Source organism: Metabacillus halosaccharovorans (assembly GCF_002019635.1).
Taxonomy (GTDB): domain Bacteria; phylum Bacillota; class Bacilli; order Bacillales; family Bacillaceae; genus Metabacillus; species Metabacillus halosaccharovorans.
Window position 1 is genome coordinate 674,819 of record NZ_KV917372.1, and the last position, 26,524, is coordinate 701,342.

Here is a 26,524-nt window from a genome sequence, read left to right on the forward strand (position 1 = left end):
TTTTATTTACCTATGCCAGAATAACGCATTCCCAATTCTTCGATTTTCTCTTTTGATAATTTATTTCGACCATCATATACAAATGTACATTTCGTGAAACTTTCAAAATCTATTTTTTTAAATTCGTCATGATAAGCTTGAAGAATGATGATATCAATTTCAGAAGAAACTGTTTGATCATTGATATCAAATGGAATTACATCATATTTTATTATTTCTTCATTTTCAAACAAAGGATCTGCTACAAATACCTGGACATCTTTTTCTTTCAGGATTTCGATAATTGCCAGTGATGTAGACTTTGTTGTCTCCTTTACATTTTCACGATAAGATAAACCCAAAATAAGTATATTCTTTTTTTGGAGTGATCCCATTTCTTTTTCAATTTTTGAAATTGCATAATCAGACATACGATCATTTATTTTTCTTGATAAAGGTGTCAGACCTTGAACTAATCCTTTATTGATAAAAAAGTAAGGATATATCGGAATGCAATGGCCTCCCACCCCAATACCCGGTTGATGGATATGTGAGTATGGCTGACTATTACTTGAATCAATTACTTCCAATATATTAACATTCATATTATCTGCAAATTTAGCTAGGTCATTAGCTAGAGCAATATTAACGTCTCGGTAGACACACTCTGCGACTTTGGCAAACTCTGCTGTTTCTAATGAACTTACCTCAATGATTTCACAATTAAGCGTTTTTTGATAAAATGCTGATGCTCTCTTTAAACTTTTCTCTGTAAGACCACCAATTATCTTCGGATAATTTTGTAAATCCTCTATGATTCTATTTGAGTAGACTCTTTCCGGACTATAAGCTAAATCAAAATCAGTGCCCATTCGTAATCCTGAAACTTCCTCTATTTTTTTTCCAAATCTATTTCTTGTATCTCCTGGCGGCAATGTTGTCTCAAAAATTACCAGGGTACTCTTTTTAACCCCTTTCCCAATTTCTTCCACCGCAGAATCAATATACCTATAGTCAACGTGATTCTTATCATCTATTAATACAGGAACTATCACGATTACAATGTCAGATTGAGCTACAGCTTCTGATGTTATTGTAGTGGCAGTTAATGTTTTATTATGATGAGCATTAGCTACTAATTCCTCTAGACCCGGCTCATTTTTTACATGACTTATTCCATTATTTACGGATGATACGACTTTTGGATCAATGTCTGCCCCTAATACTTTACAACTGTTATTTGCAAATACTGCTGCCAAAGTAAGACCAATTTTACCAAGACCAACTACAGCTATATTATGCAATAATTGATTTTCAGCTATCACTTTGTCTACCTCTTTTCTTTGTTAATTAGTTCCTTATCATTAGTCTATGTAAAGAAAAGTAATCTGATTGGACTTTCATTTTGAAAAAGAGGCTTATTTTTAGAAATTCAATTCATTTTATATGCATAATATTATGATCTACAAATATCATAAAATAGGATCTGTAAAGCCTTTATTATTAAGAGGTGATGAAATAATGAATAATGTCGCTTTAATTGGTGAAGGTGGTCACTCTTCAGTAGTGATTGACATTATTAACCTGCAGCAAAAATATAAGATTTTCGCTGTATTTGATGATAAGTATCATACTCTTCAAAAACATAACAATTGCTACTATGGACCTGTTAGTTCAATGAAAGATCTAAAGAAAAAAAACAATTTTAAGATCATAGTTTGTATTGGGGATAATAAAATTAGAAAGAAAATAATAAACCAATTAAATATTAGTCTTGAAAGTTTTGAAACTTTTATTCACCCTTCCGCTCAAATAAGCAATAAAACCAAAATTGGCAAAGGTACAGTTATCATGCCAAATGTTGTGATAAATGCCAACTCAAATATTGGTAACCACGTTATCTTAAATACATCATGTGTTATAGAACATGATAATGATATACAAGATTTTGTCCATATTTCCCCTTCAGCAACTCTTACTGGCAACGTTAAAATCGCCGAAGGGACACATATTGGAGCAAATGCAGTCCTTATTCCTGGTGTATCTGTTGGAAGATGGACTATTATTGGTGCAGGATCAACGGTTACACAAAATATAACTGATGAGTGTACAGCAGTTGGTTCGCCAGCCCGAATTATTAAAGGAATTTAGTTGTATTCCTAATTTCTTATATAAGACGCCCACAAATTCGCAAAATCCCTTAAAATTTTATCTCCTGTGACTGTATAAAGAGCATGTAACAAATATATATGAATTGGATGGTAAGTTGCATAGATTTTAGGATCCATTTTATAAACAATATGAGCTAAATCATATGTTGAATATCCACCAATGTCATAGTATCGAAGTATTTTCTTAGTCGTTTTTATCCCTTCATAAAAATACTTCTCTGCAAGCAGTGCATGTTTTTTGTTAACACTTAATGTTACTTTCCACCAATCATACAGACCAAGAAGGGTAAATAAAAATCCGTTCAGCGTATAAGAAGAAGGTTCAACCGGATATTTTTCGAAAATTAAATAGTTAGTTAGAGACTCATCAATATCTTTTAAACTCGTTAAAGTTCCCCCTTCTTCAATTGGTTTTAGAAGAAAATCTAAACATTTATTCCCTTTATTAATATATTTCTTATTATTAGTAACTTCAAAGGCGCGCGCATATACACTTAATGCTTGACCTTGTGCCATACCAGATATCCAACCTGGTTTAAATACTTTCCTATAATAATGAAAAGTGAAAGGAAAAGGCAAAGAACCATTGGATTCCTGCAGTTCAGTTAATAGGTCAACAGTTTTAGAGAATTGAGATACAGTGACTTCTCCTCTTTTATACCTTCCATGAAGTGTGAGCGCAAACTGACTTACCATGATAGGATTGTAGTAATAATCGTTCCCATATTTGACTTTAGGTATTCCGTCTGGATCAAATAGAATGGATTGGCTTTCAATATATTTTTTATTAGCGCCCCAATTTAAATAATCTTCTGTTGGATTGTAATTTTTTATATAAGAATGAAAATTTTGCCTTCCTTTATATTCTACAAGTGTATCATCTACTAATTTTTGATAGTTAGCTTTATAAGTGAAAGGTGGCCAATTTTCCACTGTATACACCTCTTCCAATAAAAACATTAGTTTTATAACATTTTCAGTCTACCTGTTTTTTGATATAGCTTTATTCATCACATTAGCAAGTTGTGATGTTAGCTTTTTTCTACTATAATTTTGAATCTCACTAACATTCGGTGTGAATGTACCTGTTTTCGTTTTCCATTCTTGATATGCTTTCTTAATATAGTCAATCGACTTTTCAGGGTAAGAAGAATCTATGACGGTGCCTGTTGCAGTTTTTCTAATAATATCTGCTGGAACCCCTTTAGGAGGTACTAATGCAAGGATTGGTTTCTTTAAGTTGATTAATTCAAATATTTTACTTGTTACTGTTTGATTTCCTTCTTGAGGGTTAATTAATAATAGTAAAAGATCTGCAGAAGCTGCCATATTTAAGGCATCACCATGGTGGATATACCCTGTGTTTTTTGTTATTTTTGTTAATGTCGGTCCAATGTTTTTAACAGGGTCACCAACTATTAATAATTCAATTTCATGTGGGTTTATTACTTTTCTAGTTAAAGCTTCTTCAAGAAGAGTAAAAAATTTCATTGCAAATGACTTTCTAATTCCGTATAAAGATCCCATATAACAAATTGTAAATTTTTTATTACTTGATCTTACTTTTAAATTTGTAAAATCCATTGGATCGTACCCATTCATGATTGTATGAAATTTATTTCTAGGTAGCCCCCCTGATAAATTGTTTAATATATCACATATATGATCACTTACTGAAATAACACCATCTGCAACAGATAATACATGTTTTTCTAGCCTTTGATTATAATTTGTTAGTTCTGCATCAAAACGTCCTTTAATGAATGGGTTTGTCGTCCATTCGTCTCTAAAGTCAGCAACCCAAGGTGTATTCGTGCGCTTTTTTAAATTTAATCCGATAACATGCGATATATTTGGTGGAGCAGTTGTATAGATTACATCAATATTTTCTTTTTCAATGATCTGAAGTCCTGCTTTAATAGCTTGAGGGTACCATCCCTTTTTGAAATCTTCTTCTCTTACAAAAGGATTACCCGGAATTACTTCACAATTTGGTAATCTTATTACTTTACAATTGGCTGGAATTTCATTGAGCATAGTTGGATCTTTTCTTATATAGTTTGATTTTTCAGGAGCAAGCACAATTGGTAAATATCCGAAAGAAGGTAGATATTTAACAAATTTTAATGTACGCTGACTAGCACCTATTGGTGGGAAAAAATAACTGATGATCAATACTTTTTTCATATAAATAATCCTTTCTGAATCGTTTATAAACTGTTATAAACTGTTATTAACTGCCTTGCAATTTTTTCTGGAAGGTGGTTATTTTCAGCATAGATCCGTCCTTTTACACCAAGCTCATACCTTAATTTAGGATTCTTTATTAAATCATAAAGTTCTTTCTCTATCGTATGGGGGCTAGCTGAAATGACCGGAAGTCCCGATGGATACTTTTGTTTTAAGTCATCTCTTACATAAGAAATAACAGGTTTCCCCATAAGCATGCTCTCTATTGAAACTGTTCCGTAAATCCCTAATCGGAGCTGATCAACAACTATATCTGCCTTTTTATACCAGTTAACTACTTCTGCATTTGACATATTTTCAATAAGTTTAAAATCAAAGTCTACTTTCGTTTTCAAATTATCAATGGCCTTTAAAATGAATTCAGTACCTTTAATTCGGCGATCACTTGGTGCATGAACAATAAGCGGTCTAGTATTTCTTTCACTTGGATATAATGGTTGGAAATTACTGCCCTCTACAGATGCTCGAACAATATATATTTTCTTAAAATAACCATATACATACTCTAAAAGCTCATGATCAGGCACAATGACTGTATCAATATACTGAGACACATTTGCGAGTCTAGACGTAATAAGGTCTTCATTATAAAGTTTTACAATTGCAAAAGGATTTTTCTGTTTAGCAATGGAAAATCGTCTAACTTCTGAGCCCCAATAACTCATGATCATTTTCTTTCCCATTTTTTTCAAAAGCGGTAAGTCTGTATAAAAAGCACTTGTAAATGACTGTCCTCCATGAAAATGAAAAATATTATAATAATTTATTTTCTTCTTAGCAAAAGCATGCATATATTTTTTCCTTTGATTAACAGGTATATTAGATATCGGAGAGGGAATATCGATGGGATATTTAAACTTTGATTCATAATAATTACAAAAGGATGAAGAAACACCTAATTTTTTTAGTTCTAAAGATTGTGTGCTCATTTGACCTGCAGGATTATATGGTAAATGCAGAACACGACCTATTCTTTTTAAATCAATCTGTTCTGATGGTTGCGGGATAATGACCTTACTGTTTAGCTTTGACATGTTCCTTTCTCCTATCTTTATTGATGTTCACTCCTATTGGCAGGATACGAAAATTAAGTGATATTGGCACGGCATATTACCACTATCATGAAAAATCACCACTATTGTTACATACCACTATTAGGCATTGTGTTTAAAAAACAGGAAATAACATGAGTTTGTTCTTCTGCGGTTAAATTAGAACCAGACGGTAAGCAAATACCATTAGCAAATAAATGTTCAGAAACATTCTTTTCTTCATTTGAAAAGAATTCACATTGTTTAAATAAAGGCTGCAAATGCATCGGTTTCCATACAGGCCTTACCTCAATGTTATGTTTTAATAATAAGGTATTAATAATATTCTTGGATTGAATACCAGTTACTTTTTCATCAAGAGTTAATGTTGTTAACCACCTCGTAGAGAATCCATATTTTATTTCAGGCATAAATGTAATTCCCTTTATATTGGATAGTTCTTGATAGTATTTTAAATATATATTTCTTCTTTCTTGAATTCTTTTTTCTATTACATTTAACTGTGCTCTTCCGATCGCTGCCAAAATATTACTTAGACGATAATTATAGCCTATCGAACTATGCTCATAATGAATGGCAGGATCTCGTGATTGAGTTGCAAAAAAACGTGCTTTGTCTAAGGCTTCTACATCGTCAGAGATTAGCATTCCACCACCAGATGTTGTAATAATTTTATTACCGTTAAAAGAAAAAACCCCGAATTTTCCGAAAGTTCCACTCGCTTTGTTTTTATATGTTGCCCCTAATGATTCTGCTGCATCTTCAATAATCGGCACATTGTAGCTTTTACAGATATTCACTAGAGGGTCCATATCTGCACTTTGACCGTATAAGTTTGTAATGATAACTGCTTTTGGTAACTGCCCTTTGTTCTCCATACTAACAAACGCTTTTTTTAAGGATTTTGGACACATATTCCAGCTTTCTAATTCTGAATCAATGAAAACAGGAATTGCCCCTAAATATAGAATCGGATTAGCACTTCCTACAAAAGTAAGTGATGAACAAAATACTACATCTTCTTCTTTTACACCTACTAGTTTTAAGGCTAAATGTAGTGCAGCTGTTCCTGAACTTAAGGCAAGTGCACCTTTTGTGTTTACATAGTCTGCAACTTCTTTCTCAAAAGCATCAACATGAGGCCCTAATGGAGCGATCCAATTAGAATCAAATGCATCAATAACATAGTTAATTTCATCACCACTCATATGAGGAGGCGAAAGAAAAATTCGATTGTTTTTCAAATTGTCACCTTCCTTAAACATTGATCTTTATACTCTTTGCAATTATTTATGTTGAATTATGTTTACAATAACACTTCGTAATTGATCTGGATTTTTAATAATTACCTCTTCGAGTTTATTTAAATCTTGTTTAATATCAAATGAGTCCGTCTTTGTAGGTAAAGCAATCACAATATGTGGATGCTCTGTCATCTTGGATTTTTCATGTTCATAAAATAGTGTCTCAGTCAATTTTTCACCAGGGCGAATACCTGTGAATTCTATTTTTATTTCTTTTTCTGGCTCATACCCGTATAACCTAATTAACTTTTTAGCTACATCAACTATTTTAATAGGTTCACCCATATCTAATACAAAGATTTCTCCACCTTCAGATAGTGCCCCAGCCTCCAATACAAGTTGAACAGCTTCTGGTATCGTCATAAAATAACGAACCATGTCGGGATGTGTTACTGTTACCGGGCCTTTTGCTTCAATTTGTTTTCTAAAAATCGGAATAACACTTCCCCTGCTTTCTAACACATTTCCAAATCTGACAATAGAAAATTTGGTCTTACTCATTTTAGAGTAATACTGAATAATCAATTCTCCTATCCTTTTTGTCATCCCCATCATATTAATAGGCTGGACGGCTTTATCCGTTGAGATGAATACAAATCGATCAACATTAAAGCGATCTGAAATCTCTGCCATATTTTTAGTACCGAACACATTATTCCGAATTGCAGAACCTTCACTTATTTCCATTAAAGGTACATGCTTATGGGCTGCTGCATGAAAAACAATTTGAGGCCGATATTTAGTAAATACTTGCTCTACTAGTCCCCTATCTTGTATGTCAGTAATAATCATCTTCGAATCCAACTCTGGATATTTCTCTTTAATTAACATACCAATATTAAAAATACTGTTTTCACCATGTCCTAGCAGGATAATTCTACTTGGATTACATTCCGCAACTTGTTTAGAGAGTTCACTTCCAATAGAACCACCAGCACCAGTAATTAAAACTGTTTTATTTTTAAGGTATTCCTTTAGCCGTTTAGTTGGCATTATCGGTTCTCTACCAATCAAGTCCTTTAAATCGATTTCTCTTAAATTATCAAGCGAAATATCAGATTGAATTAATTCTTTTACAGGTGGTAAACTTTTTACATTTGCTCCTGTTTTTTTACACTCATTAACAATTTCAGTCATTTCTGATTTAGTTAAAGATGGAATAGCAATAATAATATCTGTTATTCTATATTTTTCTACAACATTTTTTATATTCCCCCTATTCCCAATCACCGGAATTCCGAATAACTCCATTTTTTGTTTGGATGGATCGTCTTCAATAAATCCAATTGGGGAATAATCTAAATCTTCTGACCTTAGAATTTGTTGTGCTATACGTGTACCTGCATCCCCAGCGCCAATAATTAGAGCTCTTTTTTTATTAGACTTAGTTGAAGTAAACGATTGTTTTTTTGTCATTTGTAATAATCTGCATCCACTAATTGTGACTATTGAAAATATGAATATAAGAGGTAATGTATAAAGCAAGTTAGATCCAGTTAGAAAAATAAATGAGTAAATAAGAAAAACAAAGTTAGATATTACAATTGCTGCTATAGATGTACTAAATTCTTGAATACCCGAGTATTTCCACATTGTCTTGTATGTTCTAAATTTAGATAGTGAACAATAACTAACAAACAAATAAAAAAACCAGGATAAGAAAATCTCATAGTTTAATACTATGTTATCCCCTTCAACTGATTGAACAAAAAGAAATGATAAAAAATAAGAAATACTAAGGAGTAATAAATCCAAGAAAGGTAAAAGAAATGTTTTAAATCGATAATTCATCGTTCAAAATCCCCCGTAGTTTCAGTTTTTAGTTAATAAATTTTATTCACTGATTACCATTTACGTAAGGGACAATTATCTACATGATAAAAATTTAGGTATCACTTACCTATTATTATTTATGTTAACCAAAAAGTTTAGTAACCATTTTTTCTATAAAAAATAGAATATTATACATTCTATTTTTTATAGAAAAAAGGAGGAGTTTTTTTGAAAATCCTTACGGTTGTAGGGGCGAGGCCACAGTTTATTAAAGCATGTATGCTCTCTAAAATAATAGTACAAGAGCCTGATTTACAAGAGATAATTGTTCATACTGGACAACATTACGATGTGAATATGTCTGATATTTTTTTTAATGAACTTAAGCTGCCAGTTCCAGATTATCACCTAAAAATTGGTTCTGGATCCCATGGTAAACAAACCTCTAAAATGCTATGTAAGCTTGAAGAGATTATGGTAGAAGAAAAACCTGATATTGTACTTGTATATGGTGATACAAATTCCACATTAGCAGGTAGTTTATCAGCTGCAAAACTTAATATTCCTATTGCACATGTGGAATCAGGTCTTAGAAGTTACAATAAAAAAATGCCTGAAGAGATTAATAGAGTTGTAACAGATCATCTTTCAACTTTATTTTTTTGCCCTACTCAAACTGCAGTTAACAATTTAAAAAAAGAAGGTATTAATCACGGAGTATATTTGACTGGAGATATTAATTATGATGCACTCTTATTCTATAAATCGTATGCACTAAACCATTCAACAATTTTATCAGATTTAAATCTAACTAAAGAAGAGTATTATCTTGCTACTATTCATCGGGCAGAAAATACAGATAACTATCATCGACTTAAAACAATTCTCGAAGCATTTAATGAATTGGATATGAAAGTCATCTTTCCTATACACCCTCGAACAAAAGAGAAAATTAAACAAATGAATTTATTGAATTTACTTCATTCTTCCAATATAAAAACCATTGAACCACTTCCCTATTTTGATATGATTCATATTGAAAATTTCGCAAAAGCGATATTAACTGACTCAGGAGGTGTTCAAAAAGAAGCATATATGCTACGGGTACCATGTATTACACTTCGTGATGAAACAGAGTGGACTGAAACTGTTGATTCTAAGTGGAATACATTAGTTGGTGCATCAAATTTAGGTAACATTTCACATGCTATAGCAAATGTTAAGAAACCTTCTAATTATCCTGCAATCTTCGGAGACGGTCATTCCTCCAAAATCATGACTAACATTTTATTAAACTTCAAATAACTGAGTCATTTTTAAACATTATAAATAACAAATCCAGTGTGAAACCATGTCGACACTGGTTTTGTTATTTACAATTTATTACTGCTTTTGTTTTGCTGGTACCCCAACAACGATTTCATCATCTAATATATCTTTTGTCACAACTGACCCTGCTCCCACAATCGTTCTCTTCCCAATACTTATACCTGGCAAAATAGAAGCATTATTACCAATTTTTGCTCCTTCTTTTATATAAGGACCCTTTAAATTATAATCTTTCGCTCCCATATATTTATCATTCGACATCGAGACACATGGACCAATAAAAACTTGATCTTCTAAAACAGTGTCACCAGTTACATATGCTAAAGTTTGGATGGTACACCTTTTTCCTATTCGAGTATTAAGTTCAATAATGGCCGATCTTCCAACTACAGTCTCTTCCCCTATGATGACATTCTCTCTAATACTTGCCTGATCACCAATAAAAACATTTTCATTAATGACAGTATTCGAATAGATTGATACTAAGTTACCTATCCTAACTCCATTATTAATGACTACTGGTTTATCCACTCTGTTTATTTCCCTCATTTTCCGATTGCCACCCGGGATAATACCTAATACACAATTTGAGCCAATTTCTACATTTTCTCCAATTTGAGTATCTTTCAGGATTACTGTATTGTGACCAATTTTTACATTTTCACCAATAATAGCTCCCTCTTCTATCACAACATTTTGACCTATTTTAATACTTGCAGGATAGTTTTTCATAATTGTCCTCCTATTCTTTTAAAGAAAGGCTGCTATAACTTTCAAAACAGTAAAATCAGTCTAGAAATTCAGAATCTATGTAAGACAATCGCCAATTTTTCATATGAATCCAACAAAGACAATAACTCTATTTATCCGTACAGCATAAGCTAAGAAGTAGAATTAAGGCAACTAGGAGGTATTATATGAAAGTCGGTGTAATCGGAATTGGAAATATGGGAGAAAAACATGTATTAACATATTCCACTTTAGCTCAGTATTGTAATCTGGTTGGAGTCTATGATAATGATCTAAAAAAATCAACACAAATATCAAAAAAATATAATATTTTAATGTTTGAACATGTAACAGATTTACTAAAAGAAGTAGATGCTGTAAGTATTGCTGTTCCAACCGAATTTCATTATGAGATAGGATTATTATGTATTCAACATAAAGTCCATATATTAATGGAAAAACCCATTGCCTTTTCAATTGATCAAGCAAAAATACTAAAAGAAAAAGCTGATAAAGCTGGAATAAAATTTCAGGTTGGACATATTGAACTATTTAACCCATTAATTCAAGTTCTAAAAAACAAGATGACACAAGCTGAAATTCTTGCCATATATATGCACAGAATGAGTCCATATAACGAAAAGCTAAAAAATATTGATGTTGTTCAAGATTTAATGATCCATGATCTTTATATTTTGGAAGAACTACTTGATGATGAAATTACTACATTTTTTTCGATGGGCAACATAATTGAAAGTACACCTAAACATGCAATGGTACTTCTTAAATCCTCTAAAGAAGTAGTAGCACATATTACTGCAAGTTTCAAAGCTCCATATAAAAAAAGAATGATACAAATTTTTCAAGAAAATTCATATATAGAAGCCGACTTATTAAAAAATGAAATTAAAGTGATAAAATCGAATAATGAAACAAGTAACACATCCATTATTCATACAGAAACTCATCATGTTCCATCAACATCTCAACCTCTGAAAAATCAGCTGCTAAGTTTCATTAATTGTATTAAAAATGATAACGATCCTAGAGTTACAGCAATTCATGGGATTAAAGCACTTGAGATCTCAAATGCGATAAGTCGTTCTTTACTAAAACACAAATAACTTCTATTTTGATATTGTATGTTCAATTTTTCAAAAAAGTAGTTAAATAATTCCTTGTAAATAAAACTTTAGACTATATCAATGATTTATTTGTTTAAGGATAAAAGAATATTTTTTAATTGTTCAAAATACTCATTTATTAAACTGAGTTAGAAGGGAGATTATCATGAGGGTCCTTCATTATGGTTTCGGCGGACAGATGATCACTATGTGTGAATCCCTAAAGAAAATTGGTGTTAATTCTAAATCCTATCATATGATGAGTTCAACACAGAAATTTAAGGCAGATGTTTGCTTTGAACAAAAGGAGCTTACAAAAGCACAATTAAATCGCATACTAACAGATGCAAGTAAAGAATTCGATGTATTTCATTTCCATTTCGGTAGGACATTTATGTTTGACAGAAGCGATCTTCCCCTTTTAAAGGCACAAGGTAAGAAATTAATTGTTCAACATCGTGGTTCTGATGTCCGCAGAATTTCTATTGCGAGAAACTTTAATAATCCTTATGTTCAAATAAAAAAAGGATTCTCAGATGAAAATAAGAGAATTTCAATTTTAAAACAATTATCAGCTTCAATTGATCACGCTATTGTTGCTGATCATGAACTTAAACCATATATAGAGGGTTTCTATAAAAAAATACATGTCGTTCCCCAAGCGATTCATTTAGATCATTTTCTTCCAAAATATCCTTCACTACATCAAGAGAAACCTCTAATAATCCATTCTCCAACCCATTATAAAGTTAAGGGGACAAAACATGTATTAGCAGCTGTTGATCGACTACAAAAAGAAGGGCATCGTTTTAGATTTAGACTTCTAACAAAACTTTCACATGAAGAAGCTTTAAAATTATATCGAACAGCAGATATCGTGATTGATCAATTGTTAATCGGCTCTTTTGGAGTTTTTAGTTTGGAAGCCATGGCATTAGGTAAACCAGTTATTTGTTACCTTCGGGACGATTTAATAGAGAAATATCCGCAAGAATTACCTATTGTAAATGCGAATCCTGATACATTGTATTTGAATCTCAAATCTTTATTAGTAGATGCCAAAAAGAGGCATCACTTAGGTCAACAAGGTAGAAATTATGCCGAGGCACATCATGATTCGGGAATAATTGCAAAAAAATTAAAGCAAATCTATGAGGAAATTTAAATACTATAAAGTACAATATATTTTTCTTAATCTTTATCTTCAATATTATTCATTAAAAAATTTGCATATTTTATGGGAGTAAAATAAGTAGCTTTCCATTCATTAAATAATGCTGCTTCTTTGAATGTTATCCTCAAATCACGAAAATTGCATTCGATAAACATTGGAATACCTTTTTCTGTGATTCCTATATCCAGTCCTAAATCAGCAAGGTTCGTTAATTTCCCGTCAAGATGTTGTGCAATCTTTAATGACAATGACCTAATCTTAGCTAGTATATCGTCTGTATTCATTTTTAGATGATTTAACACAATTTTAGGGTCATAACATCTCCCTCCTGAAGCTACATTCGTTGTATATTTACCTAAATTTGCAACCTTGCATACTATGCCAGTCACTTGCCAATTTCCGAGTTCATTTTTTTGGACAGAAACTCTAAAATCAAATGGTTTATCTTCATATGTTCCTAATTGAATTCTTTGTTGAATAATGTTGGTTGGATTAAGGATAATTTCGTTTACCTCACTAGCCCAGTTGCCATTTAGTGGAATATTGTATTTTTTTTTGCCATTAATTACTAAACCAACATTGTCACTATGCCTCTTTATTCGTGTAATCCCTTTACCAAGGGTTCCGTAATTTGGTTTTATGATAAGATCTTCGTACAAATTGATCATCTGTAAGAAGTTATTTTTGTTTGTCTTACGGGTTTCAGGTAAAAAACGCTTAAACTTATCCTCCGCTTCTAAGTATTGATGAATTGTAAGCTTAGAAATCTTTGTAAATGCATTATAGAATTTGATACCTTCTTTTTGAAGTGAAACTATTTTCTCTTGCTCTCTTCTATGGTACAACAAAACCCGGTTATGGATGATCATAGGTGTCTTTATTATTTTGATTGTGTAGTGATTATGTTCATCTTTAACCAATGACTTTACATGTTTTTTTCCTTTGGCAAGATCAGCTAATCGAAAAAAACATGGTGTCAATCCATATTGAGCACAAGCCTCTTCATAAAAAGGTATACATTCATTGGTCTCAATTCCCCTTTGAATTTTATTATATAGATAGGCACTTACTAAAATTCCAATATTCTTCTTCATATGTTATCACCCATAATAAATTTTTACCTTACTCTCAATTAGCCTTATAGAATTATGTTAGGAGTAATGAATATGGAAAAGTATAAGATCAATAACAAATTTCATAAAAATGAGCTCATCATGAGAGATCCCTACTTAAAGCAGCATATTCCTGAAACGAATATTTTAACAAAGAATCATCTTACAAATTTATTAATTAAACACAAAAAAGTTGTAGTAAAACCAAGTAGAGGTTCTCTTGGAAATGGTGTCATTATGATAAATGAAATCAACCCACAAGAATATGAACTTTTATATCCCGGAAAAAAAACAAAATATATAAAAGGGATTGAGGTACTCTATACGTACCTAAAAAAATTAGAACATCCTTCCATTCCATGTATTGTTCAATATTATATACCTTTGGCAAAGATTTTTGGGTCACCATTTGATCTCAGGTATATATCACAGCTATATAAGAATGAATGGCTCATAACAGGAATGTATGGCCGGATTGCAAAAAAGGGATATGCAGTAACAAATTTTGAACACGGATCTAAAATAATAACTGTAGACGAAGCTCTAAAAATTTCAAATATCAAAAATATTGAACTAATTGAATTTCAATTAAATTTAGAAAAAATTGTTTTATCTATTTCAAGATGTCTACATGTATATTTTACAAAGCAAACAATTTGGGGCTTAGATATAGGGATTGATGAAAAAGGTGAAATTTATGTAATTGAAGTAAATGCAGCCCCTCAAATAAAAGGTTTCCTTGAATTAGAATCACTAAAGCCCATGTATAGAAATATACATCGCATTCAAAATGAAACAAAAAAATAAGCAATCAATGTTTTTACTAAGTACTAATGGTGAAATTCCTTATTTCCCCACTATCACTCAAAGAATTTTTAATGTTGTTGTTTTTAAAGTATTGGCCACTAAAGGGTGTTTAAAGTGGCCCCTTCTATTTAAGAGTGCAATGGTAAATCAGCTATATTTTAATGGATTAAAAGTGGTTATTTGATTTGGTAATTGCACTTTCGGATAATGATTTGTTATGAAATCAGATGGTGACATTGATGCTCTTTTCACTTGTTGCTTTATTTTTTTATTTCTTTTATTGTGATTCTGATTTTCCTTCGAACCTACCCTTTGAATTGTTTCATTAAAACCGTCTCCACTAAGAGATGATAACTGCTTTTTATTCTTAAACTCAATTTTTCTTTTTCGATTTAATTTGCTGGGTATTTTAACTTCTTCATTTACTTTGATTTCACCTTCCGGTTTTTTTTCAAGGAGAGCTAATCGTTCCATTAATTTATGAATATTTTGTGTATTCGCTTCACTCTTTTCTTTCCATACTTTGATTGCCTCTTCGAGTTCAAAGATTTTTGCCGTATAGCTTTCATCTTTTTCATATATTCCTTGTAGCCTTTCATAAATATCTGATATTTGCTGTCCACTAATCACATCATTTTGTACGTCCTGATGAACCTGAACATCCTGCAAATGTTTAAACATATTATCAAAGTGACTTAATTTAATTTCTAATTCACTTACCAAGTTTTGTAAATTGGTTATATCTTGGCTATACTTTTGATCTTCATTAGGTTCCTTTTCGCTTCTTCCGAATCCAAACACCTATTTCACTCCCTTAAGTTCATATTGAAAAGTTCATCTTTTAAACTATATGAAGTTACTTAATAAAAAGTGATTATTATGATGACATATGACTTCGTATCGTTATTATTAAATAATGTACATGGACTATCCTTTTAAACTATTACTTTTATCTATTTTTCAAAACCAATGACACTAATACAAGCATAAATTCAAGTATTTCATATTGTATAATAGGAAAAACATTTCCTAATATTGTATTGAAAGGAGATTTAAAACTATGGGTGTTGGTGCTCTTTGTACAGTAACTGTAACTGGTACAGTTACTGGTACTCCTATTGGTCCTTTGGTTGTTCAGGTTCCGATGACAGATGATGGTTTGATAGATGTAACAATTCCATTAGGTGGTTTGCTTGGAGATCTTGTTCTAGTTAATATTCCTTGCCCAACGATTGACGACATTGAGATTGTTGTTGGAGCTGTCGTAAGTTTAACTATTTCTGTTACAGAGGGTTAAACTTGTTCTATTATTAAAGAATGGCCACCTCTATTTTTTAGGGGTGGTTACATTAGGTGATGAAAATGAGTCTAGTAGTAATTGGAATATGCATTCGTGACGATAAATTGATCGGGTTAACAACAGAAAGAATAAGAAAATACATTGAGTATTTTCCTTATGAATACGTAGATTTTATATGCTTTCACTGGGATAAAATAGACGTAGTTAATTATTCAGTAGCAGGAAAAAAATTTAATAGGAAATCTCTAGAATGGGACGATGGTATATATCCTCTACCACATGTCGCCTTTATACAAGGCTTTTTAAATAAAAATATTATAAATAAATTAAAAGATATATTCGGAGTAAATCTCTTTAATAATTTTTTATTTGATAAGTGGGAAGGGTGGGAATTTCTCTCAGCTCACAAAATAATTAAACAACATCTACCAATAACTCACAAAATTCAACTTGAGAGATTAGCTTTACAATTAAATCTATTCAAAGACTTTTTAATAAAGCCAAGTATCGGCAGTAGTAGTGGTGGGATAATCCGAGTACAGTCTCGAAATGACGGTACCTTTGATGTTTTTCACTCAATTAAGAATGAATGTGTATTGATAAAATTCGATACAATAAAAGAATTGATGAATTGGATTGAACCAAAGGTTAAGAATGGACAATATATTCTTCAACAAGGAATAGAAACCATAAGGTATAAAGATAATGCAACTGATATTCGATTAAACATGAACAAAAATTCTAACGGTGTTTGGGAAAAGTCCATTGTTTTTTTCCGGATTTCCTCTAATAACAACATTGTTGTTCCAAAGAAAGTATCTCGTATTTATACATTTGACCAATTGCGTAGTTCTTCCTCGTTCCTCCCAGAAGTTGACGTAAGAAAATTAGAATCCCAAACTGATTCCATTGGAAATAAAATCTGTCAGGCATTTGATCAAGCTGGATATCATATGGCAGATTTAGGGATTGATTTAGGGTTAGATATGAAAGGTAAATTATGGATATTTGAAGTTAATCATATTCCTTATCCGGCTTTGGGATCAATTCATGATCCTTCTGTATATAAACCTCTCGAATATGCTCTATTCTTAGCAAAAAATAAAAGTAAATATTAGTTGGTATCCTTATATTCATATAAAAAGGATACCTTTTTATTTTTTTAATCCTGACAGACATGTTTGTCAATACTTTTTTTGAGGAATATTAAATTGCTATTAATCCATTTCTACATAAATAGTAATTTACTATTTACATCATATTTCCTATTATTTACTAAAATATGTATAAAAAAATTTAATTAAAAATCATTTTTTATTTTTTAAAATATGTTATGCTTTCGATATATTGATATAAAGGAGATAAACGATCTAATGCTAGGAGCCTTACTTATTTTTGTACTCCAACTCATATATGTTCCAGTCCTAACGATTAGGACCATTCTTCTTGTAAAAAATCAGACTAAAACTGCAGCAGGTGTTGGACTGTTAGAAGGAATTATTTATATTGTTAGTCTAATTTTTGTTTTTCAAGATTTATCTAATATATATAATATCATTGCATATGTTGTCGGCTTCAGTGTTGGCCTCTTGCTTGGTGGTGCATTAGAGCGGAAATTGGCAATTGGATATATTACCTATCAAGCAAATATTCTTGATAAAAATATGGATTTAGTGAATTCTTTAAGAACCGCTGGCTTTGGTGTTACTGTTTTTGAAGGAGAAGGAATTAATACCGCTAGATTTCGATTAGACATTGTTGCAAAACGTTCTAGAGAAAAAGAATTATTACTAATAATAGATCAATTTGAGCCAAAAGCATTTTTAATGTCTTATGAAATTCGTTCATTTAGAGGTGGCTATTTAACTAAATCCATGAAAAAAAGAGCTATCTCCTTCTTTAAAAAGAAAAAAGCTATTGAAGAAACAAATAAATAATTGGTGATTAGGCGAAATGAAATTGGTTTTTTCATACCAAAAGCTCTTTTCGCCTTTTCTTTTACCCAAAATCATGAAAACCCCGCCAACGCCTTAGCATATTCTAATGGCGTCATCATCAATTTTTCATACACCCCTTTAGGCATATTTTTCTCCTTTATTTCTGCACCATACCCTCCTTGAAGCTCCAAGATCCAAATTTTTAACTCTTTATCGACAATTAAATCAAATGCTACATCACCTAAATGGTGTCCACATTCTTCAATATATTCGGCTGTTTTTATGCAAGTTTTTATCATTTCGTTTTGTATAGAGAAAATTTGTTTGTTAGATAACCCGTAATATCTTGCAAATGCATAATAACTTGGCAATACGTCTATTCTGTGATTGGCATTTGTTATAATGCTTCCCTTTTTTCCAATTCTCGCCATCATTCCAGGTGAACCCCATTGTTTTTCCTTACCCTTCTGTAAATATAAACGAAAATCAATTATTGATTCACCAACAGTAAAAGGGATGGCTTGTTGTATTAAATACTTTTGTTTCATCTTATAGGTTACATATTTCAATAGAATATGCTCCTGAAATATCATTTTAATATGACCATGTATATTCTGTAGCTTATATGCATCACCGCTTTTTTCAATTTTTATAATCCCCTTCCCTTGGTATGATTGATTTGGCTTTAAATAAACTGCACCAAACTCATTAATCATTTCCAAAAAAGAATGTTTGTTTACTAACTTTTTTGTCTTAGGAACATAGTTTGAAAGAGATGGATGCTCAGATAGTTTCTTATACTGATACCATTTGGAAAAATGATCACTATAAAAAACTTTTTGACCTATGATATTCGTAAAATAGTTATAACCTCTTCTGCTCATTGAACTTTTACTAATCATTACTGCATTTGGCAAAGGAAATTCCGCTGCAACCCAAGCTTGTTTTCGTGGATGAAAATAATACCCCTTTATCTCCTTTTTCACTGAATTCACATCATTTTCTGCAAAGACAAAAAACAAACCATTTTGTTTCCAAGAATCTTTTACCCGATATCGCAGCTTTGATAATACTTTCTTTGTCAAATATTTCTTGTCCCTGCATCCCATAATGCCAATAACCGGTCCAACCACTAGTGTGTCATGATCGAACTTACCTTCATAGTGGAAAACAGACGGAATGACAAATTCATTTATTTTTGCAGGTATCTTAACCTCACTATTCTTAATTGAAGGATCTATCTCAATACGACAGCTTTCTTTGCCAGTCCCGAAGTGAAGATTAATAGATGAGTACTTGTCTAGTTTAAGCGAATGAAAAAGTTTACTATTCACATAAATTGTTTTGTCGTTACTTTTATTTAGGATTATTTTACATTTCATATTCATACCTCCAAGTTTCTTACTAAATGTGATTAAGATGGATCGCCCTAATTGCATCTAACATAGTTACATATCCATACATCAAAATATTACGAGAATAAACTATTAGGAGTTTGAAAGTAATTAAAGGAGTGGATACAGTCTATGGAAGGTGTAGGAATCATAGTACCTCGAAAGATTTATAGACAAATTCCTAATCTAAACGGAAACCATAAAACGATGTTTATGCTTTTTGAACGTGCTGCTGCAAGGAATAATCTAATTCCTTGTTTTATTCGATTAAGACATCTTCACCCGGACAAAAAAAGTGTTGTTGCGTATGTTCGTACAACTGAAGGATATAAATTGATGAGGGTTCCTCGGCCGAAAGTTAATTATTCTAGAATACTTGATCGACATCCTGTTATAAGGAAAAGAATTTATGACCTTTACCGAGCGGGAGTAACAATTTTTAATGTACCTAACTATGACATTGAAAAATTCAACATTCACCAACTGCTTAACCGTGATAAAAGCATACAAAAGCACTTACCACATACAGAACTCCTCACACAGCAAAATCTCATGAAGATGCTGTCAATGTATAATAGTGTTATTCTAAAAAAGAATTATGGTGAACGTGGAATTGGTGCAATGAAAATTGACAAGGATATCAAGCATTGTACACTTACTTATAAGCCAACAAACAGTACTGTTTTTGAAAAAGTGAAATTTACAACGGAGATACCAAGCGTTGTTCTCGAACATATTGAAAAGAGAGATTATGTGATTCAGGAAAGAATTCCATTGGCTACTTTCAAAGGAAACTTCTTCGATATGCGTGTTGCCTTACAAAAGGACGGTACCGGTATGTTTAAAGTTACTGGTATTATGTGTAAAGTGGCTAAAGACAAGAGCTTTTTAACAAATGGATCTCAAGGCGGAAAAACATGTAGACTCGAAGATATTTGTCCGAAATCATTCCCTTCCATATCTTGTGATAGACTTAAGCGGGACATTTGCAACATGGCGTTATTGATTGCTAATAATTTAGACAAACATTTTCCGCATCTTGCAGATTTGGGTTTTGATATTTGTGTCACAAATAAAGGAACTCCTTATTTTATTGAATGCAATTTTATATCAGATTATGTTGGGGGACTTATTCATCAACAAAAACTTCTTCACGAAGAATGGGGTGCAGTTTTTTCTACTCCACTTGATTATGCACGTTATGTGTTAGATCAAAAAAATAAATCAATATAATGACGCTTTTGAAAATAGAGGACTGATCATTCAGTCCTCTATTTTTTATCCCTTGAGCTTACTTAATAATCCTCTAAATGAGTTTCTCATCGATGTTTTGATTAAGATGATGGTATTTTTGTCTGCATGGTTCTTTAAAATTCTCATTAGATGATCTTCATGTTTGACAGAGTATATACTGTTTGGGTCCATTCCCAATTGTCTTGCTTTCGTACCAATTTCTTTTGCTTGATCGCCTATTGTAATAAGGTAGTCAATATTATGCTTTACTATAAGTGTTCCGATTTTTTGATGTTCTTCTTGGGAATGTGCTCCCAACTCTTCTATATCACCTAAAACTGCAATCGATTTTTTTTCTTTCGATACTTGCTCCAACACTTCCAGTGCTGCTTCGATTGACGTTGGATTTGTATTCCACGTATCATCGATGATTGTACTGTTGTTAATACCAGGACTTAATTCTAAATGTCTTTGAACTGGTTTATACGTTTTTAACCGTTCAATCGCAGTATTGACATCAATACCTAATAACTCAGCAGCTGCAATAGAGAAGACAGCATTATAGACATTATGTTTACCAAATCCAGGTACATATCCTACATATATTCGCCCACGATTTCCGATCATATATTTCATCCCAGCTTGATCATATTTCATCTTAAGAATTTTGTAATCAGCAACATCTGATTCTCCAATGTAAATCAGCTTACCTTTAAATTTGTTCGTCCTTAGTTTTCTGGAATAGTGATTATCTGCATTTAAAATCATTGTTCCACCAGGATGAACAGCTTTCAGCATACTTTCTTTTTCTTTAAAATATTCGTGATGATTTTTAAATCCTTGTAAATGATCTGTACCTATGGTCGTAATCAACCCAATGGTTGGCTTAAAATAACTTGCTGTTTGCAAAATATGACCTGGTGAATTCACACCCATTTCAATAATTGCCGCATCGGTTTTGTCATTGATTTCAAGTAAATAGTTTAGATTATGAGATAATCCGTTTTGACTTAATACTGTTTTAACAATATTTCTTTCAGGTGACAAAATATGTGCAATCATTTCTTTCGTTGTTGTTTTTCCACATGTCCCAGTTACACCAATTACCGGAATTCGAAACATCTTGCGATAATAATGAATAAATTTATAGAATGCTACCCACACATTTTTAACATAGACAATCGTATAAGATGTTGGAAAAAATGCTTCAACCTTTTTTTGATCAGTCACAATGATACAGGAGGGTAAATTAGTTGGAACTTTAAGTTTTTCACGGTAAAACACTAACGTATCTTTTGTTATTTTATGATTATTTCGTGTAGCTACGTTTCCAATCTTTGCATCTGCATCTCCCCTTACTAAAACACCACCTATAAGAGGACCGACCTTTCTAAGCAGCAAGCTTTTCATAATAAACAACACACTCACAATGTTTTTTATTATTAGTGTATTAGCTCCCCCCTATAATTGTATCGGCATATATATCGATTTTTACCAATTCTTTATTTAAACAGACACTTTAATAGTAAATACATATAGTAATACATAAACGAAAAGGAGATAAAAGTATGATTCACATTCACTTAGATAAAAAACGTTCAATGTCTATCCATTTGCATTCATCCTTTAAAAAACACGTTCAAAGGTGGAAACAACTAAAGATTCTTTATGGAATAAAAGAAGTGTCTGTCACTCCCTTGTTCTCAGGTGCTGTTCCTGAGGATAAATGTTACTTAACGTTAGATGTTATCAGGATTCTGGATTTACCTGTTAGCACACCTTATGAAATCAAATTTGATAAGAATAAGATGATTATCGGTCCCTATATAGGAATCCTTGCTGCCGTTACAAAGGAGAACTTACAGCAAAGCATTCCTTATCTATCAGTCTATGTAAAAAATTATGAGGAAATTGGGGGTACAATCATTGTCTTTTCCTTGGATGGGATCGACCATGAAAACGAAACAATCACCGGACTTATGTTTGATCCCAATAGTAATAATTGGATAGAAGGAATTTTCCCCTACCCACGCTCTGTTTTTTCATGTGTGGAGACCAGCTTAACAGAGAACTGGTCTACGTATTTATATACAATGGAACATCTTCAACAAAAACTCGGTAAAAGAATTTTTAACTATCCTAATTTTGATAAATGGCAAATGTATCAACTTTTAAAAGGGAGATTACAAAAATACTTACCTAAAACAGTGATCTACTATGAACCCGAAGTTGTATGGAAGATGTTAAAGGAATATCCTTCACTATATATAAAACCAATTAACGGGCGGTTAGGTAAATATGTCCTGAAAGTCACGCGTATTTCTAGTGGAGTTATCGTAAAGTATGGTCGTCATTCAAAAAAAGTTAAACATTTCAAATCATGGAGTTTATTCAAATTTTATCTTCGAAGAATATTAAAAGAGGAGACTTATCTCATTCAACAAGCCATTGATTTAGTTAAATGTGATGACCAAATCATTGATTTTCGAATTATTATGGTTAAAAATAACCAAGGGAAATGGGAAAATATCGGTGCATTTTCAAGATATGGAGGAAAAAACAGTATTGTAAGTAACATTACAGCCGGTGGAAAAGCAGAGATTGGCGGAACAACTTTAAAAACAGTTTTTGAACTATCGATCAAGGAAATGATTGATTTAATAAACCATATTCATAATCTCATGATGGATGCCATTGCAATCCTTGAAGAGGATGGTTATCATCTTGGAAACCTTGGATTTGATATTGGAATTGACCAAAGCGGTAAGATTTGGATTATTGAAATTAATAATCAAAATCCTGATCATTATATTGCGGTAAAAGCTAACAAACCAAACATCTTATTTCAAGCAAAATTAACAAATATTCTTTATGCAAAAACTCTTTCAATGAGCTTCGAATAAAGATTATGTCGCTTCTTACCATTTAGGTTCTATGACAACCTTTTTCATCAAATTTATATCAAGACACTGCACAGCACAAATGCAGGTTAAATCCACCTTCACACATATTTCTGTTCGTTCAAGCCTTTCCACATCGCAAATTTCTTCAGCAGGGTATCCAGTTAAAGAAAGTGGACGGAGCAGCGAAAGGATCCCAAACTTTTCTCTTGTATCTACATGTTCGATTCTAAAAAAAGGTGTACAAAAATCATCATCTTTTCCATTATCATTAGCCTTCACTCCTGAAACCTGAAACAAACCGCTATCTGTGTATAATAAAAACGGAATCGTATCTACCTTAATAAGTTTTGAAAGAAGGGTACTAAAACAACTTGTTGGACAACCGCCCAACGAATCTTGTTGACGTTTTAATTCAAGAATTGCATGATATACTGATTTTGTTTTTTCATGTTTATTGTTGTCCTTCATCGTCTCCCTTCCTTTCCTACGCCCTTTCTTTTATGTTATTACTTGGTATGGGCATTTGTGCAGAAAAGGTATTTACTTGTTCGCCTTGGCTAAATAGACAGCATATTGAACTAGTTTTTTGGCAACATCCATTTCTCGATGCTTTGAACCGGGGCGCCAATTCACTTCATAAATCCATAGTTTTTGATTTTCATCAATACCGATATCAATTCCAAGTTCATCAAATTTATGATGATACAGACTTTCAAAATGCTGTGAAAAACAAATGGAAAAATGCTCTAATAATCTTTTCATATTATAATATTCATCACCAAATTCTTCGATTAAAAATGGTTGAAGTTCACCTCTAAACCCACCGCTTGAAATATTGCTTATCATTTTTCTATTTGCACTAATTCTTGGATATATAAGAGTTGTTTCCCATTCACCTCTTCCATTTTTTTGAACATGCAGCCTAATATCATACACCAATCCTTCTTTTGTTGAGCTTTTAATAAAAGGTTGAATGATGTAGCGAGTTGTTAATAAATAATCAAGATAAAGGATAAGTTCATTCTTTTCAAGAGTTTCGTTATGATTTCCATTAAGCACAAGATATTGATTTGTGGTTATTTTATCTATAAAAATTACTCCCTTTCCCCCACTACCTTTAATAGGCTTGATTACTAGTCTTATATGGTTCTCAAAATGATCAAAGATCTCTTCTCCCCTATTCAGAATAAAAAAAGGAATAACATAATGAGAAAATTGTTTTCCTTCTATAATTTTCTGATAAACCTTTAATTTATTTCCTACTGAATAACTTGTAAATAGACATCTATTTTTCAAATAACTCCATATTTGTTTTTGTTTATCATTCTTAGGAGATTTACTGTTTATAATAATATCCGGCAAGTCTCGTAGCTGTTGAATCCACTTTCCATTATCATATCTCCATCCATTAATTTTATGGTCAACCATATCAACTGTTCCAAAAGAAAAATAAAAGAAATCAACACCTTCCATTTTAGAAACCGCCGCACACGCATAAGCCTTTTTTACATATACAGGATCTTTTCTTGAATGAAGCATTCCAATAACAGTCATTTAATCACCCTTTATAGTGGCTCAATAATAAATTTCATTTCCTTTAATGCTTGAAGAGCAAACTGTTTAGCTTCTTCTTGAGAATGTGCTGTTGCCAGAACATAGGCATATCGGTCACCCATCGATAATGGAGGTGTTAAGATACTCCCTTTTCTAGGTTTTACATAAACCTCTTTTACACCAACATGTTTTTTTGCACGGTTTTTACCGGTAACCTTTAGAAGAACACCTTTCGTTTCAACTGTTACATATCGAACATAGACATATTCAGTCCTAGTTTTTTCGATAATAGGCTCCTTACCCAAATGCAGTTTTACGATTTCTTTTACGTAATTGATTCCTGTACCGTGATAAATGATTTTATTCATTGCTCCACCAGATATGCGCGGGTTTATTTCAATCAACTTCCATTCTTTGTTCACATAACGGAACTCTAAATGACAACTTCCATTTTCAAGTCCGATCTCTTTTATAATCGTATTTATCGCTATTTCTAAATCAGCATATTGATCCGAGCTTAAATTTGCAGGGAACTGGTAGCCTAAAACAATAAACCTTTTCTTTCTTAAAACGTCTTGTTCAAGGATGCATACAATTGTTAGTTTTCCTTTGCAAACAATAATTTCGGCCAAATATTGGGGACCGTCAATATATTCTTCTACTAAAATAGGATCCTTGTCTGACACTTTATTCAATTCTGTTAAACCTTTTTTAAATTCAAGAAGATTTGTAGCAAGAATGACATCTTTCGATCCGTTAGATTTAGGAGATTTAAGTACTAATGGTAAGTATTTTTCCTTCGATTGGGAAAATTCTCTGATAGATTGTTTTTTATCGTAAAAAAAAAATGTGGTGTGTAAGATAGAGATTTGAGTTTTTCTCTAAACAAAGCCTTATCCTCCATTATTACGATTGCTTCTTTTGTAATCCGCCCTACTTGTAAAGTTTCAGAAATATCAACTGCGATTGAAACAAATGGATCGATTAAACTTAAGCATGCTTTTACATTTTTGCCTGCAGTCATAAGTTTTTGAATTTCTTCTATTAATAAATTCTTATCTTCTAGACTCTTTATATATATTAACTGATGAACTTCAGGAAATTCCTTACGTTGGTTAAGAAATTTTAACCGATCTGTATATAATACCGTAAAATATCCCATTTCTGATGCAGCCTTTAATGCTTCTCTACTCGTGCCTGACTTGTTACATCCAATGAAAACAATCGTGTCCATTTTCTCATCTCCAATAAAAGTACCTCTTCTTATAAGAACGAATACATTAGGTATAGGTAAACCAATAAGTAGAAGTGAATGGTTGAGCTATTTCACAAAACACCCATCCTGCATCCTTATAACCACCTATATTCATCCTTTATGATATGGGTGTTAGTACTAATT

At 32.0% G+C, this 26,524-nt stretch carries 25 protein-coding genes; 10 read left to right on the forward strand and 15 right to left on the reverse strand.

All coding sequences use genetic code 11. The annotated features are described in order from the left end of the window. Positions 1-2: 2 nt before the first annotated feature. On the reverse strand, positions 3-1,304 hold the full coding sequence (locus BK577_RS17575; RefSeq protein WP_245823538.1) for a nucleotide sugar dehydrogenase: 1,302 nt from the start codon (positions 1,302-1,304) through the stop codon (positions 3-5). Between the two features lie 196 nt (positions 1,305-1,500). Here BK577_RS17575 and BK577_RS17580 point away from each other — a divergent pair, with 196 nt between their 5' ends. Further along, positions 1,501-2,130, forward strand: a complete 630-nt coding sequence (locus BK577_RS17580; RefSeq protein WP_078435305.1) for an acetyltransferase — start codon at positions 1,501-1,503, stop codon at positions 2,128-2,130. Between the two features lie 8 nt (positions 2,131-2,138). Here BK577_RS17580 and BK577_RS17585 read toward each other — a convergent pair whose 3' ends face one another. From BK577_RS17585 to BK577_RS17605, 5 genes are all read right to left on the reverse strand, one after another. After that, complete coding sequence (locus BK577_RS17585) at positions 2,139-3,083, reverse strand: D-glucuronyl C5-epimerase family protein (RefSeq protein WP_169908352.1); 945 nt, start codon at positions 3,081-3,083, stop codon at positions 2,139-2,141. Between the two features lie 48 nt (positions 3,084-3,131). Continuing rightward, positions 3,132-4,337, reverse strand: coding sequence for a glycosyltransferase (locus BK577_RS17590; RefSeq protein WP_078434160.1), 1,206 nt, complete (start codon positions 4,335-4,337; stop codon positions 3,132-3,134). A 23-nt stretch (positions 4,338-4,360) separates the two neighbouring features. Continuing rightward, on the reverse strand, positions 4,361-5,434 hold the full coding sequence (locus BK577_RS17595) for a glycosyltransferase family protein (protein ID WP_078434161.1): 1,074 nt from the start codon (positions 5,432-5,434) through the stop codon (positions 4,361-4,363). A gap of 107 nt (positions 5,435-5,541) precedes the next feature. Further along, a complete protein-coding gene (locus BK577_RS17600; RefSeq protein WP_078434162.1) occupies positions 5,542-6,717 on the reverse strand; it encodes a DegT/DnrJ/EryC1/StrS family aminotransferase in 1,176 nt (391 codons plus the stop codon). 21 nt (positions 6,718-6,738) lie between these two features. Further along, a complete protein-coding gene (locus BK577_RS17605; protein ID WP_078434163.1) occupies positions 6,739-8,547 on the reverse strand; it encodes a polysaccharide biosynthesis protein in 1,809 nt (602 codons plus the stop codon). Positions 8,548-8,757: 210 nt separating this feature from the next. Between BK577_RS17605 and wecB the strand changes: the two genes are divergently transcribed. Next, complete coding sequence (wecB, locus tag BK577_RS17610) at positions 8,758-9,834, forward strand: non-hydrolyzing UDP-N-acetylglucosamine 2-epimerase (RefSeq protein WP_078434164.1); 1,077 nt, start codon at positions 8,758-8,760, stop codon at positions 9,832-9,834. 78 nt (positions 9,835-9,912) lie between these two features. On the opposite strand, the gene BK577_RS17615 is transcribed toward wecB, so the two are convergent. Next, positions 9,913-10,590, reverse strand: a complete 678-nt coding sequence (locus tag BK577_RS17615; protein ID WP_078434165.1) for an acyltransferase — start codon at positions 10,588-10,590, stop codon at positions 9,913-9,915. A 185-nt stretch (positions 10,591-10,775) separates the two neighbouring features. On the opposite strand from BK577_RS17615, the gene BK577_RS17620 reads away from it, so the two are divergent. After that, positions 10,776-11,711 (forward strand): Gfo/Idh/MocA family protein, encoded by a 936-nt coding sequence (locus BK577_RS17620; protein ID WP_078434166.1) that lies wholly within the window; start codon positions 10,776-10,778, stop codon positions 11,709-11,711. 166 nt (positions 11,712-11,877) lie between these two features. Next, on the forward strand, positions 11,878-12,876 hold the full coding sequence (locus tag BK577_RS17625) for a glycosyltransferase family 4 protein (protein WP_078434167.1): 999 nt from the start codon (positions 11,878-11,880) through the stop codon (positions 12,874-12,876). Positions 12,877-12,902: 26 nt separating this feature from the next. Here BK577_RS17625 and BK577_RS17630 read toward each other — a convergent pair whose 3' ends face one another. Further along, on the reverse strand, positions 12,903-13,979 hold the full coding sequence (locus BK577_RS17630; protein ID WP_078434168.1) for a YheC/YheD family protein: 1,077 nt from the start codon (positions 13,977-13,979) through the stop codon (positions 12,903-12,905). A gap of 72 nt (positions 13,980-14,051) precedes the next feature. Here BK577_RS17630 and BK577_RS17635 point away from each other — a divergent pair, with 72 nt between their 5' ends. After that, on the forward strand, positions 14,052-14,804 hold the full coding sequence (locus BK577_RS17635) for a YheC/YheD family protein (protein ID WP_169908354.1): 753 nt from the start codon (positions 14,052-14,054) through the stop codon (positions 14,802-14,804). A gap of 147 nt (positions 14,805-14,951) precedes the next feature. Here the strand turns inward: BK577_RS17635 and BK577_RS17640 are convergent, their stop codons facing one another. Next, positions 14,952-15,605, reverse strand: a complete 654-nt coding sequence (locus BK577_RS17640; RefSeq protein WP_078434170.1) for a hypothetical protein — start codon at positions 15,603-15,605, stop codon at positions 14,952-14,954. A 259-nt stretch (positions 15,606-15,864) separates the two neighbouring features. On the opposite strand from BK577_RS17640, the gene BK577_RS17645 reads away from it, so the two are divergent. The 3 genes from BK577_RS17645 (at position 15,865) to BK577_RS17655 (ending at position 18,041) form a co-directional block, all read left to right on the forward strand. Beyond that, positions 15,865-16,101, forward strand: coding sequence for a hypothetical protein (locus BK577_RS17645; RefSeq protein WP_078434171.1), 237 nt, complete (start codon positions 15,865-15,867; stop codon positions 16,099-16,101). Between the two features lie 59 nt (positions 16,102-16,160). Then, positions 16,161-17,222 (forward strand): YheC/YheD family protein, encoded by a 1,062-nt coding sequence (locus BK577_RS17650; protein ID WP_245823582.1) that lies wholly within the window; start codon positions 16,161-16,163, stop codon positions 17,220-17,222. Between the two features lie 255 nt (positions 17,223-17,477). After that, positions 17,478-18,041 (forward strand): DUF2179 domain-containing protein, encoded by a 564-nt coding sequence (locus BK577_RS17655; protein WP_078434173.1) that lies wholly within the window; start codon positions 17,478-17,480, stop codon positions 18,039-18,041. Positions 18,042-18,112: 71 nt separating this feature from the next. Here BK577_RS17655 and BK577_RS17660 read toward each other — a convergent pair whose 3' ends face one another. Then, complete coding sequence (locus tag BK577_RS17660) at positions 18,113-19,423, reverse strand: YheC/YheD family endospore coat-associated protein (protein ID WP_169908356.1); 1,311 nt, start codon at positions 19,421-19,423, stop codon at positions 18,113-18,115. Positions 19,424-19,567: 144 nt separating this feature from the next. Between BK577_RS17660 and BK577_RS17665 the strand changes: the two genes are divergently transcribed. Further along, the gene (locus tag BK577_RS17665) at positions 19,568-20,668 is read left to right on the forward strand and encodes a YheC/YheD family protein (RefSeq protein ID WP_078434175.1); all 1,101 of its coding nucleotides are present in this window, start codon (positions 19,568-19,570) and stop codon (positions 20,666-20,668) included. 45 nt (positions 20,669-20,713) lie between these two features. Here the strand turns inward: BK577_RS17665 and BK577_RS17670 are convergent, their stop codons facing one another. Further along, positions 20,714-22,078: a UDP-N-acetylmuramoyl-tripeptide--D-alanyl-D-alanine ligase gene (locus BK577_RS17670; protein ID WP_139367380.1), complete on the reverse strand. Its 1,365-nt coding sequence runs from the start codon at positions 22,076-22,078 to the stop codon at positions 20,714-20,716. 158 nt (positions 22,079-22,236) lie between these two features. On the opposite strand from BK577_RS17670, the gene BK577_RS17675 reads away from it, so the two are divergent. After that, complete coding sequence (locus BK577_RS17675) at positions 22,237-23,571, forward strand: YheC/YheD family endospore coat-associated protein (RefSeq protein WP_078434177.1); 1,335 nt, start codon at positions 22,237-22,239, stop codon at positions 23,569-23,571. Between the two features lie 15 nt (positions 23,572-23,586). Here the strand turns inward: BK577_RS17675 and BK577_RS17680 are convergent, their stop codons facing one another. From BK577_RS17680 to BK577_RS17695, 4 genes are all read right to left on the reverse strand, one after another. After that, the gene (locus BK577_RS17680; protein WP_078434178.1) at positions 23,587-24,039 is read right to left on the reverse strand and encodes a CotY/CotZ family spore coat protein; all 453 of its coding nucleotides are present in this window, start codon (positions 24,037-24,039) and stop codon (positions 23,587-23,589) included. A 72-nt stretch (positions 24,040-24,111) separates the two neighbouring features. Then, complete coding sequence (locus tag BK577_RS17685) at positions 24,112-25,125, reverse strand: YheC/YheD family protein (protein WP_078434179.1); 1,014 nt, start codon at positions 25,123-25,125, stop codon at positions 24,112-24,114. Between the two features lie 11 nt (positions 25,126-25,136). Continuing rightward, positions 25,137-25,994 (reverse strand): ATP-grasp domain-containing protein, encoded by an 858-nt coding sequence (locus BK577_RS17690; protein WP_078434180.1) that lies wholly within the window; start codon positions 25,992-25,994, stop codon positions 25,137-25,139. Beyond that, positions 25,904-26,359, reverse strand: a complete 456-nt coding sequence (locus tag BK577_RS17695) for a hypothetical protein (RefSeq protein WP_078434181.1) — start codon at positions 26,357-26,359, stop codon at positions 25,904-25,906. Before BK577_RS17695 ends, BK577_RS17690 begins: the two co-directional genes overlap by 91 nt. Positions 26,360-26,524: the final 165 nt, after the last annotated feature.

What these genes read in the sequence shown, in the direction of transcription:
- BK577_RS17665 (WP_078434175.1), top strand. Translation starts at nt 19,568, where the DNA reads ATGGAAGGTGTAGGAATCATAGTACCTCGAAAGATTTATAGACAAATT.
- BK577_RS17580 (WP_078435305.1), top strand. Translation starts at nt 1,501, where the DNA reads ATGAATAATGTCGCTTTAATTGGTGAAGGTGGTCACTCTTCAGTAGTG.
- BK577_RS17695 (WP_078434181.1), bottom strand. Translation starts at nt 26,359, where the DNA reads ATGGACACGATTGTTTTCATTGGATGTAACAAGTCAGGCACGAGTAGA.
- BK577_RS17615 (WP_078434165.1), bottom strand. Translation starts at nt 10,590, where the DNA reads ATGAAAAACTATCCTGCAAGTATTAAAATAGGTCAAAATGTTGTGATA.
- BK577_RS17590 (WP_078434160.1), bottom strand. Translation starts at nt 4,337, where the DNA reads ATGAAAAAAGTATTGATCATCAGTTATTTTTTCCCACCAATAGGTGCT.
- BK577_RS17595 (WP_078434161.1), bottom strand. Translation starts at nt 5,434, where the DNA reads ATGTCAAAGCTAAACAGTAAGGTCATTATCCCGCAACCATCAGAACAG.
- BK577_RS17600 (WP_078434162.1), bottom strand. Translation starts at nt 6,717, where the DNA reads ATGTTTAAGGAAGGTGACAATTTGAAAAACAATCGAATTTTTCTTTCG.
- BK577_RS17685 (WP_078434179.1), bottom strand. Translation starts at nt 25,125, where the DNA reads ATGACTGTTATTGGAATGCTTCATTCAAGAAAAGATCCTGTATATGTA.
- BK577_RS17655 (WP_078434173.1), top strand. Translation starts at nt 17,478, where the DNA reads ATGCTAGGAGCCTTACTTATTTTTGTACTCCAACTCATATATGTTCCA.
- BK577_RS17670 (WP_139367380.1), bottom strand. Translation starts at nt 22,078, where the DNA reads ATGAAAAGCTTGCTGCTTAGAAAGGTCGGTCCTCTTATAGGTGGTGTT.
- BK577_RS17625 (WP_078434167.1), top strand. Translation starts at nt 11,878, where the DNA reads ATGAGGGTCCTTCATTATGGTTTCGGCGGACAGATGATCACTATGTGT.
- BK577_RS17635 (WP_169908354.1), top strand. Translation starts at nt 14,052, where the DNA reads ATGGAAAAGTATAAGATCAATAACAAATTTCATAAAAATGAGCTCATC.
- BK577_RS17630 (WP_078434168.1), bottom strand. Translation starts at nt 13,979, where the DNA reads ATGAAGAAGAATATTGGAATTTTAGTAAGTGCCTATCTATATAATAAA.
- BK577_RS17680 (WP_078434178.1), bottom strand. Translation starts at nt 24,039, where the DNA reads ATGAAGGACAACAATAAACATGAAAAAACAAAATCAGTATATCATGCA.
- BK577_RS17620 (WP_078434166.1), top strand. Translation starts at nt 10,776, where the DNA reads ATGAAAGTCGGTGTAATCGGAATTGGAAATATGGGAGAAAAACATGTA.
- BK577_RS17605 (WP_078434163.1), bottom strand. Translation starts at nt 8,547, where the DNA reads ATGAATTATCGATTTAAAACATTTCTTTTACCTTTCTTGGATTTATTA.
- BK577_RS17675 (WP_078434177.1), top strand. Translation starts at nt 22,237, where the DNA reads ATGATTCACATTCACTTAGATAAAAAACGTTCAATGTCTATCCATTTG.
- BK577_RS17650 (WP_245823582.1), top strand. Translation starts at nt 16,161, where the DNA reads ATGAAAATGAGTCTAGTAGTAATTGGAATATGCATTCGTGACGATAAA.
- BK577_RS17645 (WP_078434171.1), top strand. Translation starts at nt 15,865, where the DNA reads ATGGGTGTTGGTGCTCTTTGTACAGTAACTGTAACTGGTACAGTTACT.
- BK577_RS17660 (WP_169908356.1), bottom strand. Translation starts at nt 19,423, where the DNA reads ATGAAATGTAAAATAATCCTAAATAAAAGTAACGACAAAACAATTTAT.